The sequence below is a fragment of the Methanoregula sp. genome (assembly GCF_049518935.1).
Classification (GTDB): Archaea; Halobacteriota; Methanomicrobia; order Methanomicrobiales; family Methanospirillaceae; genus Methanoregula.
Map to the genome: position 1 here is coordinate 188,328 of NZ_JBEKRH010000002.1, position 14,345 is coordinate 202,672.

The following is a 14,345-nucleotide window of genomic DNA, read 5'->3' on the forward strand; positions in this document are numbered from 1 at the left end:
AATCCGGGCACTTTAAATTTTTTACAAATATTCAAGATACCATTATACGAAATTTCCCTCAGCTGAACCGATCGGAATCCGTTTTTTTCTCTCACCGGTTGTCAACATCCAAAAAAAAAATGAGTCGTATGTTAACTACTCGTAAAAATCAGATTGGGTGATTAATTTATTCCACTTTACCGTCTGTGAATTTCCCAATATTTAATTACTGCCCTTGGTCAACTTTAGACTTAAGCAAATTTGATCAAAAAAATTTGTGTGTGATGTGCATGGCGTTTGCAGTACATGTAAACATGGAGCGGTGTACCGGCTGCAACAACTGTGTTGTTGCCTGCCCGGTCAATGCTCTCGAGCTCTTTACGCTCGACCCTGTCACCAAGGAAAAGATTTACCAGGTGCAGGATGGTGTCGCAGTCAGCCTCGATTTCAAGGCTGAACTCTGTGCAGGATGCGGTGTATGTGTTGAAGCATGCCCCTATGACGTGATCAGCCTCTCCGGGAAGGGCTCAACCGAGATCCTGGCTAAGGTCTGACATTAATACGCGAGGAGATGCAATGGCAGAGAAGAAAATTACCCTCAACATGATCACATGCCGGACGATCCAGCAGGGCGTCGGCATGGAAGCAGGAAAGACATCCCAGAAATATTTCGATGCCTGCACGATTATGCACATGCACCCTGAGGACATGAAGAAACTCGGTGTATGGAAGAATACCAATGTCAGGGTCACGAGCTCGGTCGGCAGCGTTATTGTAAAAGCCGTCGAGACCCGCGAAGACCTTGTCCCGGGCCTTGCCCACATCCCGATGGGACCTTGGGCAAACCAGATCGTACCGGCCTATACGTATTCCACGGGCGAACCCTGTTTCAAGGGATTCCCGGTCGATGTGGAGATTGCCGCGAACGAACGCATCATGGGCGCAGTCGAGGTATTGCAGCACGCCTGCGGCCTCCTGAGGAAGTGAGGAGCTATGCCAAAAGAAGTAACTGATGTAATCTGTCCGTTCTGCGGTACCCTGTGCGACGATCTTGTCGTCACCGTATCCGATGACAACAAGACGATCCTCGGGGTCAAGAACGCCTGCGCTATCGGCGCCGAGAAGTTCAACCACCAGCGGCAACCCGGCCGGGTCAAGCTCCCGCGGATGCGCCAGCCCGACGGCAGCTACAAGGAAATTTCCTACGATGAGGCGATTGACTGGACCGCAAAGATGCTCGTCAAGTCGAGAAAGACCCTGATGTACGGCTGGGCATCCACGAGCTGCCAGGCCATGAGCATCGGGCACGAGATCGCAGAGAAGGTCGGCGGCATTGTCGACAACTGCGCAACCGTCTGCCACGGCTCCTCGCTCATCGCCATCGAAGATGTCGGTGTCCCGAGCTGTACGCTCGGTGAGGTCAAGAACCGTGCCGACCGCGTCATCTTCTGGGGATGCAACCCGGCACACGCCCACCCCCGGCACATGTCACGGTACTCGATCTTCCCCCGCGGTTTCTTCACCGTCAAGGGCCACAAGGGCCGGAAGATCTACTGCGTGGACTGCCGGTACACGGACACGGCAAAGTGCGCCGATGAATTCATCCAGGTCCAGCAGGGCTACGACTACGAACTCCTGAATGCATTCAGGACCGCAGCCCGCGGCGAATGGCTCCCCGACACCGTCGGCGGTGTCCCGAAAGAGAAGATCATCGAGATCGTCGAGGACTTAAAGTCCGCCCGGTTCGGTATCATCTTCTTCGGCATGGGCCTTACCCACACCATGGGCAGGAACCACAACATCGATATCGCCATCAACCTGACCCGCGACATGAACGACTTCACGAAGTTCGCGATCATGGCAATGCGGGGTCACTGGAATGTGACCGGTTCCGGCCAAGTGCTCGGCTGGCAGTACGGGTTCCCGTATGCAGTCGACCTCTCACGGAGAGACCAGGCACGCCACCAGACCGGTGAGACGACCTCCGTCGACCTCCTCAACCGCAACGAAGTCGAGGCCTGCTTCTACATTGCCACCGACCCCGGTGCACACTTCCCGGTCGATGCGATGATCAGCAGCTCCAGGAAACCAACCGTCTGCATTGACCCGCACATCAACTGCACAACCGAGATCTCGGACATCCACATCCCGGTCGCATTAGTCGGCGTTGAAGTAGGCGGCTGCGCCTATCGTATGGACAATGTCCCGATTGAGACCCGCAAGGTGGTCGACCCGCCGGAAGGCGTGCTCACGGACGAGGAACTCTTAACGAAGATCAACCTGCGTGTTGACGAACTCCTTGCCAAGGGAGGCGCGTAAATGTCAGAATTCATCATCAAGAACGGTCACGTCTTTGACCCGGTCCAGGGCATCAAGGGCGACAAGAAGGACATTGCCGTCAAGGACGGCAAGATTGTCGACAAGGTCGGGTCCGGCGCAAAAGTAATCGATGCGAAGGACAAGACCGTCATGGCAGGCGCCCTGGAGATCCACGCCCACGTGGCAGGACCCAAGGTCAACGCAGGCCGTTGGTACCGCCCCGAAGACAAGCATTTCGACTCCCATAAGACGCCCGGCATTACGAGAATCGAGGGTGGCAAGTCGATCCCGACCGTCTTCAAGACCGGCTACGAGTACGCCCGCATGGGGTTCACGTTCGCCATGGAAGCGGCCATGCCCCCGCTCTATGCCCGGCATGTCCACGAAGAGATCCACGACACCCCCATCATCGATGAGGCCGCACTCCCGGTCTTCGGTAACAACTGGTTCATCCTTGAGTATCTCAAGAACCAGGAGATCGAGAACACCGCTGCCTACATTGCATGGATTCTCCGCCAGACCAAGGGATACGGTGTCAAGTGCGTCAACCCCGGCGGCACGGAAGCCTGGGCATGGGGACTGAACTGTCTCACCATCCACGACCCGGTCCCGTACTTCGACATCACGCCCGGTGAGATCATCAAGGGCCTGATCGATGCAAACGAGTACCTCGGTCTTCCGCACTCGATGCACCTCCACCAGAACGACCTCGGCAACCCCGGGAACTACAAGACCACCCTCGACTCCCTCAAGCTCGCAGAAGGCATCAAGCCCAAGAACAACTTCGGCCGCGAGCAGGTCCTGCACTCCACGCACCTCCAGTTCCACTCCTACAAGGGAACCAACTGGGGTGACTTCGAGTCCGGTGCAAAGGAAGTCATGGACTACGTCAACAGGCAGAAGAACCTCACCATCGATACCGGTAACGTCACCCTCGACGAAACCACCACGATGACTGCCGACGGTCCCTTCGAGCACCACCTCCACGGCCTCAACCACCTCAAGTGGTTCAACGTGGACGTGGAACTCGAGACCGCAGCAGGTATCGTACCGTTCATCTACGATCCGAGCAACGCCGTATTCTGCTGCCAGTGGGCAGTAGGTCTTGAGATTCCACTCTATGCAAAGGATCCGATGCGCTGTTTCATCACCACCGACCACCCGAACGCAGGACCGTTCACCCGCTACCCGCGTGTCTACTCCTGGCTCATGAGCAAGAAGGTCCGTGACGAACTCCTCAACGGCTTCAAGAAAGCCGACAAGGTCATCGGCGCCACCAACCTCGCAAACATGGACCGTGAGATCACGCTCTACGAGCTTGCAGCCATGACCCGTGCAGGTCCCGCAAAGGCACTCGGCCTGATGAAGGACTACGGCGGCCTCGCCCCCGGCATGAACGCCGACATCGCCATCTACAACATCAACCCCGACAAGTTCCCGTCAACCGGGCCGGAGATTGAGAAGGCATTCGCCCAGGTCTCCTGGCTCTTCAAGGACGGGAAGATCTGTGTCGAGGACGGTAAAGTTGTCGACATGGGTCACAAGAAGACCTTCTGGGTGGATGCGAAAGTCAACGAGAACAAGCAGGTCATGCATGATATCAAAGAGAAGTTCCTCCGCTACTACAGCGTGAACGAGAACAACTACCCGGTCCCCGAGAGCTATGCACCGCACCAGCACATCATCGCCGTGGATGCGACCCAGTGAGGTGACAAGAAATGAACACTGTTACACTGACCGTAAAAAAGACACCGGAACTCTTCCTGGAGTGCGAGCACGTCAACCCGGATGCATTTGCCGGCAAGACCCTCGACCAGATTGCAAAGCTGGGTGCGTACCAGGGCAAGGAGATCTCAACGATCGGCGACTACTTCACCGTTGCCGGTGAAGCAGGCGCTACCGCAGCGGATACAAAGATCGTCATCAACGGCGACTGCACGAAGATGAAGTACATCGGCGCCAAGATGACCGCCGGCGAAGTGGTAGTCAACTCTACCTGCGATATGTACACCGGCAGCTGGATGTCCGGAGGGAAACTCCTCGTCAAGGGCAATGTCCACTCCTTCTGCGGACTCGCCATGAAGGGCGGGGAATTCACCGTTGAAGGCAATGCAGGCAACTATCTCGGCGCCGCATACCGTGGCGACTGGAGAGGCATGAGCGGCGGGGTCCTTCGCGTGAAGGGCAACGCAGGCTCGGATGTAGCCACCTTCATGACCGGCGGCGAGCTGATCGTCGAAGGCAATGTGGATATCCATATCGGTACCCACATGGAAGGCGGCAAGATCATCGTCAAGGGCAACGCGAACCGTCGTGTCGCCGGCCAGATGGTCAAGGGCGAGGTCTATGTCTTCGGCGCCATCAACGTGATGATGCCCGGCTTCAAGAAGATCGGCGAGACCGAACTCGAAGTCGACGGCACCAAGGCCCGGTTCACCGAATACACCGGTGACATGGGCGAGCGCCACCCGACCCGTAAGGGCGTGCCTGTTTACGGCAAGCTTTACATGAAGAACTAGATTTCTGGAGATCACAAGGAGGTTACCACGATGGACAAATACACGTGCACGATGTGCGGCCATATCTATAACCCCGCAGTCGGAGAGACCAAGGCGTTCACCACGATCCTGTGCAACTCGTCCGAGATGGATAAGTATGCATGCAAGATCATGTCGGCAGAACCGATCAAGGCCGGGACCGATTTCTCAGCCATCCCCGCTACATGGGTATGCCCGACCTGCGGTGCAGCCAAGTCCTATTACCGCAAGCAGGTGCCCGACACCCTTACGGCGATGCGGACGATTAGCTACTGATGAGCCGGCAGGTTCACACACATTTTTTTCATTGGTAATTTTTCTGGTACCGTGAGGTTTTTCCTAAAAAATAACAGCTCCTGAGGGGAGCACACACCGGAATCATTCCGGTAAAACAGGGTCACCTAGCAGAGGTCCATGATTCTTCCGGCGTTTTGTTTTTCCACGCGTATTTTCCACGTTTTTTTCAGGAACCGGTTACCATGGGGATCTTCCCTTCAACGATCTGTTTGTAGAGCCGTTCAGGAAACCGTGCGTGGAAGATCGATGCATAGAGCGGATACGGTACCGGCGAGTGGTACTTTGTTGTCTTATCCGAGAATACTACTGCCATTGTCCGTGTTGCAACATCGTATCCCAGTTCACGGATTCCATTTGATACGAACCTGTCCCATACCATATTCATGGATATCCATCCCGAGAACACCACACTTCAGGTGCCTCACGCGGCAATGTGGCGGGGGAGGGGAAAAGGATTGCGGGAGAAGATGCCGGATAAAAAAACGTGGTGGATGACCGGGATTATCCTTCGATCATCTTTGCAATCGTCTCTTTGAACTTCTCGAAGTCCAGTTCTTCGAGCTGTTCCGGAAGGAGGGCCCCCGTAGAAGCCTGGCGGTAGATCCAGTAAATGATCTTGTCCACGACCCGGATCACATCCTCTTGTGATTTCACGGTGATCAGATACCGTCCGATCAACGGGTGACGGCCCCGGTGGCCGCCCACGGTGATACGGTACTCCGGGGGGGCTCCGCTGATGAGATGGAACGGGCAGGGCATAATACAGAACCCGCACTCCATGCACTTGTTCTGGTGGAGGACGATGATGCCGTCATGGACTTCGATCGCCTTCTCCCGACAGTAGTGGACACAAGTGCCACAGCCGGTACAGAGCCCGGGGTCCCGGATCGGCTTCTGGATACCGGTGATCCCGATCTCGTTGAGCCGCTCGCTCTCGCAGCCGTTCGGGCAGGAGGAGATCGCGATCCGCACCTTTACGGGCAGCTCCTTGCCGAAGAACTTCTTGTCGATCTCAGCGGCAAGGCCGACACTGTCGATAATGCCGAACTTGCAGTTGCGGGTGCCAAGACAGGCAGTGACATTGACAACTTCCTCCCGTTCGGCGCCAAGCGGTGTACCGTTTGCTGCCAGATCGGCAAGGAGCGGCTCGAGCTTCGTGGGATCCACATGCGTCAGCTCCATGGTCTGGCGGGTGGTGAGATGGATATGTTCGATCCCATGACGGGCTGCGATATCCCCGACTTCCTTGATCTGTGCAGGTGTGATCATACCGGCTGGCAGGCGGAGGCGGACGATACAGAAATCGGGATCACGTTCAGTGATGATCCCTCCCTTGGTGAAGAGATCCTGATCGATCGATTGTTTCCGACGAGACATATAAGTGACCTTATGTTGGCGGTACGGACTGATAGAGATTATCACTGTACTAATGATTATAGGATACAGGTACCAATTATTGTACTATATGACGAAGCAGTCCGAATACATGGAGGCTTTTTTCGGCGTGGAGCTCAACCAGAAATTTGAGGACATGATCAGCGAGCTCAAGGATGCGGAGGATAATCTCAAGGCCCTCTCCGCACAGATCGGGACACTGAACCAGAACATCAGTCCCGAAGAGTTCAGGGAAGTGCTCAAGGAGTGCCGGGCCATCACCTACGAGAACGCCCAGGCAATCAAGGATGTCCGGACGTTCCTTGACTTTTACTTAAAATCCGACAAGACTTCCACGCATATTATCCTTGAACGGGACGCCTACATGAAGATCTACCAGATCTTCAAGTGGGACGGATCGGATGTACGGGACTTAAAACGCTGGATCAAGGAACTCAGGGAGATCTGCGATAAGATAGGCCTGAACATGCGGGACCTGATTAACTTCAAGAAACTCACTGCCCAGCCGGTTCCGGATGATCTCGTGAAGTTCCCGGTCTATGCCCTCGACCGCCAGGGATGGTGCCTCACCGGTCCGGCATTCGATATGGTCATGCACATCGATGAAGTCCGGGAAAAGATCGAAGAGAGCAATTCGTCATAATACTTTTTTCCCGCATCGGTCCTCCACTTCTGAAAAATAACCATGATCGTGCAACAAAACAATAAATAATCATGTCCGTGTAACTTTAAGAAGAGAATCACGTCATGACAGTACATTTTTTTCTCCTCGGGGGGGCCATTTCGCAGGAGCGGCTTGGCTGGATCGAGGAGAGCCTGAAATTTTTCTTCGTGAAGCTCAATCCCGAGAACCTCCTGCATCATACCCGGCACGAGGAAGGGGTCTTTACGTTCCTGCTCACCGGGGACGCACTCTACAGTCTCATTGAACCTGATACCATGCGGATCTGGGAGATCATCCTCTCGCTGCCATCCGTCCGGATCATCTGCGACCGGGAGGAACTTGCCCTCCGGGGTATCTCCATAGAAGGCCTGAAGATGAAATACCAGGACCAGGTGATCGACCACAACCGCCTTGGTGTAAACGGACGGCTCTCTTTCTGGAACGATGTGGCAAAGATCGCACGCCAGCACGAGCAGCCGATCCCGAGTACCATCGGGTACCTCCAGATCGAATCGCCGTATATGCATCGTTCATCGGTCTATGCCCTCCGGTGCATGACAGCCGCACTCGAGGTCCATGCATCGGCAGAACTGTATGCCTATCTCGATGGTATCCATCTCGGGCATACCGGCCAGAACCCGACCGACAGCGAGAATATTGGCAGGGGACTCGAGGAGATCGCAGAAAAGGCTGCAAAGCGGGGGCTGCAGTGCCAGATGATCGCCTGTACCAGGTGTGCCACGGCACGGGGGTACAGTACCTGGAATGACGGGAAGGGGCTGGTAGTCTCAGCGTGCACCATACGCCCGTTCCGTATCCGGAACCTCAACGAGCTTGCCGGCAGGTTTGAGCGCAACCATACGATCCTCGGTGATAATGCCGCGTCCATAGAGCTCAAAAAGGAGGGGCAGCAATCCTCCTTCCCCCTGCAGGAGAGCGGTCGTGCTCCCCCCGTGATCATTCTCATCACCCGCACACCCTACGGGACAGAGAGGGCATCCGGGGCACTCTCTTTGGCCGTTGCCTGTGCTGCGAAGGGCATCCTGACACGGGTGATCTTCATCGAGGATGGCGTATACATCCTGACCGGTAACCATGTGCGGGATGAAGAGTCCGGCTTTTTCAACCTCCAGGAGATCATCGATATGGTTGCCGGCAGCGATAACCTCCAGCTCTTCGCGTTCCAGCCCTCGCTGCACCGGCGGGGAATTTCCAAGAACCCGAAACTGAATGCCGTGCTTGATATCGGGATGTCTGAACTCGGCCAGCTGCTCTTCTATCCCCCAAAGGGCGTGCAGGCCGGCCACCAGCGGGTCATATTCTTTTAGGACGTACCGATGATGATAAGAACGGGGGAACAGGAGCGCGGTCTGGTCTGTCCTATCCTTGCCTGCACGAACCCCGAGGTCCGGTTGATGTTGTTGCTGAAAACGGAATCCGGCAGGGATCACGCGTGAGCTCCGGCATCCCGCGGTATGCAGCGGGTATAGACCTTGGCTCTACGACTATCAAAGTCGTAATCTACGATGGAACACGGTACATCGCACACATGACATTTGCATCGTGGAACCCGGCGGGGACGGCTTCCAGCCTGCTGGCAACAGCGGCAGCGGAGTTCGGCCTTGCTTCGCCACCAACGCTTGTCGCCACAACCGGGTATGGCCGGAGGACCGTAAAGGACGCGACGCTTACCCCCACCGAGATCACCTGCCATGCCCGGGGTGCCGCATACCTTGTCCCGGGATGCCGGTTCGTGATAGATATAGGGGGACAGGATGCGAAAGGGATCCGGCTCTCAGAGGACGGGAGCGTGGAGGACTTTGTCATGAACGACAAGTGTGCAGCCGGGACCGGCCGGTTCCTCTCCACGATGGGACAGGCCCTCGGGGTCCACGTGGACCATCTCGCACAACACGCCCTTGGGCAGGAGCCGCACCGGATCAACGCGATGTGCACGGTCTTTGCCGAGTCGGAAGTAATCAGCCTGATCAACCAGGGGATTGAGCGGGGGCCGATCATCGCCGGCCTCCATGCCTCCATTGCCCGGCGCACGGCATCGATGGTCGCCTCCCTGCGGCCGGAGCCCCCCATTGTATTTACCGGGGGCGTCTCACAGAACGGGGATATTGTGCAGAGACTTTCAGCTGAACTGGGCTGTCCCGTCATCGTCCCGCACGATGCCGTGTACGCCGGGGCGATCGGTGCAGCACTCCTTGCGTGGGAACACCAGGGATAACGAGCATTGTGCGGATTTTTTTCACCATTCCCTCACTCACCGGCAATGCAATCCGGCTCACCATTCCGGTTCCCGTATCCGGGGTTCCCCGGGACGCTGTTCCGGGAAATGCCGGCTGCCGGCCGGATTGAAAATTTCCGATGAACTTAATAGTGTTTGGAAAGGACAAAGAAGAGAAGTGAAGTGCAGGTCGTTCCCATGAATCCCGGACTGCGGGAAGATCCGTCCCCGCTCATCTACCTCAACAATGCTGCGACTACATGGCCGAAGCCGCTGGAGGTGCTTGAGGAGGTAGCCCGTTGCCTGCAGCTGCCGCTCTATGAACCGGGGAGAACCACGGGAACCGGGTCCGTTGACTATCCCTCTGCCGCACGCGAGGCACTCGCGGCGTTTTTCCATGCCGGGCCTCCCGGACATTTCATCTTTACCCAGAACGCCACCGACTCCCTCAACCTGCTGGTCCACGGGTTTGCAAAAAAGGCCAGTGCCCCGTTCCACGTGATCACAACAGAACTCGAACATAACTCAGTGCTCCGCCCGCTCCATGCACTGGAACAGGAGGGCGCGATCAGGCTCTCGGTTGTCCCGTTCCGGGACAACGCGGTCAGCCTCGCGGAGATCAAAAGAGCGATCTGCCCCGAAACCCGGCTCGTCGTTATGACCCACGGGAGCAACGTGCTCGGGTCCGTGCAGGACATCCGACCCATTGCAGAATACCTCCGGGCAAACGACATCTTCTTCATTGTGGACGGGGCCCAGACCGCCGGGCATATCCCGGTCGATCTCTCGGATATCCCGGCCGTGGCATTCGTATTCACCGGGCACAAGGGACTCTTCGGCATCCCCGGCACGGGCGGGTTCTTCATACCCGACCCGGATGCGATCGCGATCACCCGACAGGGTGGTACGGGCACTGATTCACGAACGCTCACTCACCCGTGCGGGATGCCGGAGCGGTTCGAGACCGGGACGCAGAACTACCCGGGCATCGCAGCGCTCAGTGCCGGGATTGGGTTCATCGTATCGACCGGTCTGGATGAGATCGGGAAGAAGAACCGGGATCTCACCCGCTTTTTTATCCGTGAGCTAAAGAATGTGCCGGGGTTGACAATCTATAACAAGAACCCCGACCTCCCGGTCGTATCGTTCAACATCGCCGGCATCGACAACCAGGATGCGGGATTCATCCTCGCACGGGCCTACAACGTGATCACGAGGACCGGCCTTCACTGCGCCCCGCTCGTGCATGAACGCATCGACGGCGGGGAGGGATGTATCCGGGCAAGTTTCTCGTATTTCAATACCCGCGATGAATGCAGGGCGGCGGCAGACGCGATCCGGGAGGTGGCTCGGAGTGCGGATTCTCAGGTCCGTCCAGACTAAGACCTGTGTCGACGGCTCGCTCATGAAAGAGTATGTACTTGACGAACCGCTGACCGAGGGCTTCCTAGAATTCCTGGGAAACTTCGGCACGGTCCGGTCTCTCGAGCAGCTCAAAAAACCCTACTTCTCGTTCGAAAAGGAGCGGTTCATCTCCATAAGGGGCTTTACCGGTGACAATACTGTCGAGGTGCGGTATATAAAAGAGTTCCAGGACCTTGTGGCAGACTACTTCCACCTCCTGCTCTTCTACTACCGGCAGGGCGGGCCCGGGATCGCACAGCTGAAAGGAATTGAGGAGTCCATGAGTGCGAAGATGAACGTCCGGCTGGGACGTTCGAAGGAGAACAGTCCGTGATACCCTCGCGCCGGATCTTTGAGGATCATGCCGTGGATTACGACCGGTGGTTCGACGAGCACCGCGACGCGTACGAGGCAGAGGTCCGGGTGCTCCGCGATGCGGTACCGGGTACCGGGCGTGGGCTCGATGTGGGCGTCGGGTCGGGACGGTTTGCCGTACCTCTGGGTATTTGCTGCGGGATCGATCCCTCTCCCGGGCTTGGGATGATGGCAAAGCAACGGGGTATTGAGATGGTGGTGGGCGAAGGGGAGCACCTGCCGTACCGTGCAGGATCCTTCGATCACGTGTTGATCATGACCGTGATCTGTTTCCTTGAGGATCCAGTCCTGGTTTTCCGCGAGGTGTACCGTGTGATCAGGCCCGGGGGAATACTCGTTGCCGGGTTCATCGAAGGAGGTGGAGAAATTTCTCTGCAGGATCCGGGGGAGGCCGGCCGGGGGCAGTTTCTGCGATACACAAAATTCAGGACTGCCGGAGAAGTCCGCGGATTTTTCAGGAATGCTGAATTTGTGAATATTTCAACGGTCACTAAGGCCCGGGGAATCTGCGTTATGAGCGGGCGGAGAGTGTAATCACCTCAGAACATGAGCAAACGAAAAGAACGAGAAAATCTCAAAAAAGTGCTCCGAAATCATTTTCTTTGTAATTCGGTTAATCTCATTGGCAATTATGAGCGTGACCCCCTCTCTCCCCCAGAGGGGGAGGCAGCCCAAGGGGACTGCTCCCTTGACCCCCCTTCGGAATATTTTCGCCAACCTTCTGAGTGCCTATCGCATTACGGGGGATGCCCCAGCGGCGGGGGCGGAAGCACGAGTGTGATGGAGCCCCCAAGAGCGTTCGCTGGTGAAACGGTCCAATGTCGTTAATAAAAACAGTCGCCGGAACGTGACTTACCCAAAAAAGGATTAGTGTTTCTTTGCCATCTCGAGGAATGCCTCGACACGGGTCTTGATCTGGCCGGCGTCCCCCTGCGAGTAGTCGGTCTCGATCTGGAGAAGGGGCACGTTGCCGTGCTTCGCGAGGTAGTCCTTGAGCACGCGGGATTCGACATTGTACGTGTGGCAGCCGACCCAGGTGACATCGACGACACCATCGGCATGGTACTCCTTTGCAAGTTTTGCCAGGAGTTCGAGCCTGCCGGTGTTCGGGCTCATGCAGGAGCAGGGAGTCTCAAGGTACTTGTCGGCGATCGCGTCGAGCGGTGAGCCAGTCGTGGCGACATCGTGGAGGTACTGCTTCATGCCGGAGCAGTTCTCGATGTAGACGACTGCAGCGCCGGACTCCTCGATGATCTTGAGGACCTTTTCTGCACCAACACCCGTGGGGACACCGGTGACAATGATCCGTTTTGCCGTCTTCGGCATCGCTCCCTCGCCCTTTGCCTTCATCGCTTTGAGTTCGGCAATCAGGTCCTTCAGCTGCTGGTTGAAGGCAGCCCGGTCAAAAGTGAAATTGCGGGCCCACATCACTTTGAGCAGGTCAAGGCCCGAGAGGGGGGCGGGGATTGCCGTGTTGAGGTGCGCAAGCTCCCTCATGAGCGCCCGCTGTTCGTTGAGTTCTTTGATCGCGGCCTTCATCTTCTCGTCAGTGATGGTAACACCGAGGCGCTTCTCGATCTCCTTCCTGCACCGGGCAACTTCCGACCGCCAGTACTGCTTCTGGGCCTCGCCCTTTGCACTCTGCGGTACTTCGAGGACAACGGTCGGTTTGAACGTCTCCATCAGTTCAAACATCTTCTTCTTGCCGTCGCAGGTGGTCTCGCCGATAATGAACTCGGAGTTGTTGAAGAACGCACATTTCTCGGTGATTGCAAATCCGTAAGAGGACTTGATCAGCGGGCAGAAGTTCCGGGGCAGGTATTTCTCCCCGTCGGCAATGGGTTCTTCTTTCGTTGCACAGAGGGTCACCGGTACCGCGTCTGCGGCCACGATGAGTTCCTGTGGTGCAAACACACAGTAAAAACCGACGAACTTCTTGCCCTGTTCGCGTACGCTCTTGATCGCTGCTGATGCGTTCGGTATAACCGAATCGAAATAGGTCATCTTTTCTGCTCTCATGCTTTTACACCCTGGATGTTTTTTCTGGTTTTTTAGTCTGATCCTGCAAGAATGTCCAGTTCCCGCAGGATGATCTTTGCTGTCTCTTCGGCAACTTCACCGGTGAATGCAATGCACTGCCGGAGGTGTTCGGGCGACTTGAGTGCCATGCCATGAATAAGGGTACGGCAGCACATGCACCCGTGCCGGCGGATGAAAAGTGCATGCAGTTCCCGGGCAAGGGCAAGGCACCGGTCAATGCGTGGGTCACCGGGCTCTGAACGCCCAAAGACAATCCCGAGTGCCATTACCCCGCCGGTAACGGCACCGCAGGCACAACCCGCACTGCCAATACCGATCGGGAACCCGGATGCCAGTTTGATCACCGAGTCCGGGTAGCCCAGGCCGAATTCATCGTTGATCGTCCTGACGATCGCTTCCGAACAATAATAGTCCATATTCCTGTAGTAGGCCTCGGCCTGTGCTCTGATTTTTACCGGGTCCGGTCGTTTCTGCATAGATTTAACCGTGATCGGGATGAAATTGCACTGTTCACCAGACAGTACATCACTTGATGATCTTCAGTTCGGGCTTGAGCCGGATCGCATGGGTGATCGTGAACATCCCCATGCAGCGCTTCAGCGCATACTCCTTGAGATCGTTGAGCTGTGCGTCAGTTGCATCGCCGGATACTTCCATGATGATCCGGTACTCGTTCACGAGCGGGCTGTCACCGAGATCGAACTGCGTGGTGTAGTCGAGATCTGCCTCGACCTTCGTCTTCACCGACTTCAGCCGGATGTTCCTCATGGCAGCTTCGGTCACGTACGTGCTCGAATAGCATGCTGCGAACCAGAAGAGGCCAAACGCCATCGGGCCGGGGCGGATGCCCGGGCCGGCAAAGTTCGGGTGGCTCGATTCCATGGTGTAGGTCCCGTCCTTCACCTTGACCGTGGACCGGAACTGCGGGCCGCCTTCTTCAAAGAGCCAGTCGCCCTCGATCCGTGCGGTGAATTTCGCCTGTGTGGGATCCGCCTGGATCTCCTTCTTGTACTCCTTCACCTGCGTGGTGTCGATGTTGTTAAGACTCATGAGTTAACACCATTTCTTTATTTGTCCGGTGGGTAAAAATAATTTGTTG

The 14,345-nt window shown here is 56.4% G+C and carries 17 protein-coding genes; 12 read left to right on the forward strand and 5 right to left on the reverse strand.

The features are described from left to right. Positions 1 to 269: 269 nt before the first annotated feature. The 6 genes from ABSE13_RS02885 to ABSE13_RS02910 are packed head-to-tail and all read left to right on the forward strand — an operon-like array spanning position 270 to position 5,111. Positions 270 to 533, forward strand: coding sequence for a 4Fe-4S binding protein (locus tag ABSE13_RS02885; protein WP_424026987.1), 264 nt, complete (start codon positions 270 to 272; stop codon positions 531 to 533). A gap of 22 nt (positions 534 to 555) precedes the next feature. Further along, a complete protein-coding gene (locus tag ABSE13_RS02890) occupies positions 556 to 966 on the forward strand; it encodes a molybdopterin dinucleotide binding domain-containing protein (RefSeq protein WP_424026988.1) in 411 nt (136 codons plus the stop codon). 6 nt (positions 967 to 972) lie between these two features. Next, positions 973 to 2,298 carry a formylmethanofuran dehydrogenase subunit B gene (locus ABSE13_RS02895; RefSeq protein ID WP_424026989.1) on the forward strand — a complete coding sequence of 442 codons (1,326 nt, stop codon included), beginning with the start codon at positions 973 to 975 and terminating at the stop codon, positions 2,296 to 2,298. Then, positions 2,299 to 4,005 (forward strand): formylmethanofuran dehydrogenase subunit A, encoded by a 1,707-nt coding sequence (locus ABSE13_RS02900; protein ID WP_424026990.1) that lies wholly within the window; start codon positions 2,299 to 2,301, stop codon positions 4,003 to 4,005. A gap of 11 nt (positions 4,006 to 4,016) precedes the next feature. Then, positions 4,017 to 4,817, forward strand: coding sequence for a formylmethanofuran dehydrogenase subunit C (locus tag ABSE13_RS02905; RefSeq protein ID WP_424026991.1), 801 nt, complete (start codon positions 4,017 to 4,019; stop codon positions 4,815 to 4,817). 30 nt (positions 4,818 to 4,847) lie between these two features. Continuing rightward, a complete protein-coding gene (locus ABSE13_RS02910) occupies positions 4,848 to 5,111 on the forward strand; it encodes a rubredoxin (protein ID WP_424026992.1) in 264 nt (87 codons plus the stop codon). 187 nt (positions 5,112 to 5,298) lie between these two features. On the opposite strand, the gene ABSE13_RS02915 is transcribed toward ABSE13_RS02910, so the two are convergent. Together ABSE13_RS02915 and ABSE13_RS02920 are read right to left on the reverse strand one after the other, a co-directional pair. After that, complete coding sequence (locus tag ABSE13_RS02915; protein WP_424026993.1) at positions 5,299 to 5,517, reverse strand: hypothetical protein; 219 nt, start codon at positions 5,515 to 5,517, stop codon at positions 5,299 to 5,301. A 116-nt stretch (positions 5,518 to 5,633) separates the two neighbouring features. After that, entirely contained in the window at positions 5,634 to 6,509 is an 876-nt protein-coding gene (locus ABSE13_RS02920; protein WP_424026994.1) for a ferredoxin-like domain-containing protein, read from the reverse strand. Between the two features lie 88 nt (positions 6,510 to 6,597). On the opposite strand from ABSE13_RS02920, the gene ABSE13_RS02925 reads away from it, so the two are divergent. From ABSE13_RS02925 to ABSE13_RS02950, 6 genes are all read left to right on the forward strand, one after another. Further along, a complete protein-coding gene (locus ABSE13_RS02925) occupies positions 6,598 to 7,170 on the forward strand; it encodes a coiled-coil domain-containing protein (RefSeq protein WP_424026995.1) in 573 nt (190 codons plus the stop codon). A 104-nt stretch (positions 7,171 to 7,274) separates the two neighbouring features. Continuing rightward, complete coding sequence (locus ABSE13_RS02930; RefSeq protein WP_424026996.1) at positions 7,275 to 8,519, forward strand: DsrE family protein; 1,245 nt, start codon at positions 7,275 to 7,277, stop codon at positions 8,517 to 8,519. Positions 8,520 to 8,644: 125 nt separating this feature from the next. Next, positions 8,645 to 9,427 (forward strand): acyl-CoA dehydratase activase, encoded by a 783-nt coding sequence (locus ABSE13_RS02935; RefSeq protein WP_424026997.1) that lies wholly within the window; start codon positions 8,645 to 8,647, stop codon positions 9,425 to 9,427. A 198-nt stretch (positions 9,428 to 9,625) separates the two neighbouring features. Beyond that, positions 9,626 to 10,810, forward strand: a complete 1,185-nt coding sequence (locus ABSE13_RS02940) for an aminotransferase class V-fold PLP-dependent enzyme (protein WP_424026998.1) — start codon at positions 9,626 to 9,628, stop codon at positions 10,808 to 10,810. Then, entirely contained in the window at positions 10,782 to 11,165 is a 384-nt protein-coding gene (locus ABSE13_RS02945; RefSeq protein WP_424026999.1) for a hypothetical protein, read from the forward strand. Before ABSE13_RS02940 ends, ABSE13_RS02945 begins: the two co-directional genes overlap by 29 nt. Further along, entirely contained in the window at positions 11,162 to 11,740 is a 579-nt protein-coding gene (locus tag ABSE13_RS02950) for a class I SAM-dependent methyltransferase (RefSeq protein ID WP_424027000.1), read from the forward strand. Before ABSE13_RS02945 ends, ABSE13_RS02950 begins: the two co-directional genes overlap by 4 nt. Before the next feature lie 333 nt (positions 11,741 to 12,073). Here the strand turns inward: ABSE13_RS02950 and ABSE13_RS02955 are convergent, their stop codons facing one another. The 3 genes from ABSE13_RS02955 to ABSE13_RS02965 are packed head-to-tail and all read right to left on the reverse strand — an operon-like array spanning position 12,074 to position 14,296. After that, positions 12,074 to 13,225: a double-cubane-cluster-containing anaerobic reductase gene (locus tag ABSE13_RS02955; RefSeq protein ID WP_424027001.1), complete on the reverse strand. Its 1,152-nt coding sequence runs from the start codon at positions 13,223 to 13,225 to the stop codon at positions 12,074 to 12,076. A 32-nt stretch (positions 13,226 to 13,257) separates the two neighbouring features. Continuing rightward, complete coding sequence (locus ABSE13_RS02960; protein ID WP_424027002.1) at positions 13,258 to 13,722, reverse strand: C-GCAxxG-C-C family (seleno)protein; 465 nt, start codon at positions 13,720 to 13,722, stop codon at positions 13,258 to 13,260. Between the two features lie 49 nt (positions 13,723 to 13,771). Next, positions 13,772 to 14,296, reverse strand: coding sequence for an OsmC family protein (locus tag ABSE13_RS02965; protein WP_424027003.1), 525 nt, complete (start codon positions 14,294 to 14,296; stop codon positions 13,772 to 13,774). Between the last annotated feature and the right edge of the window lie 49 nt (positions 14,297 to 14,345).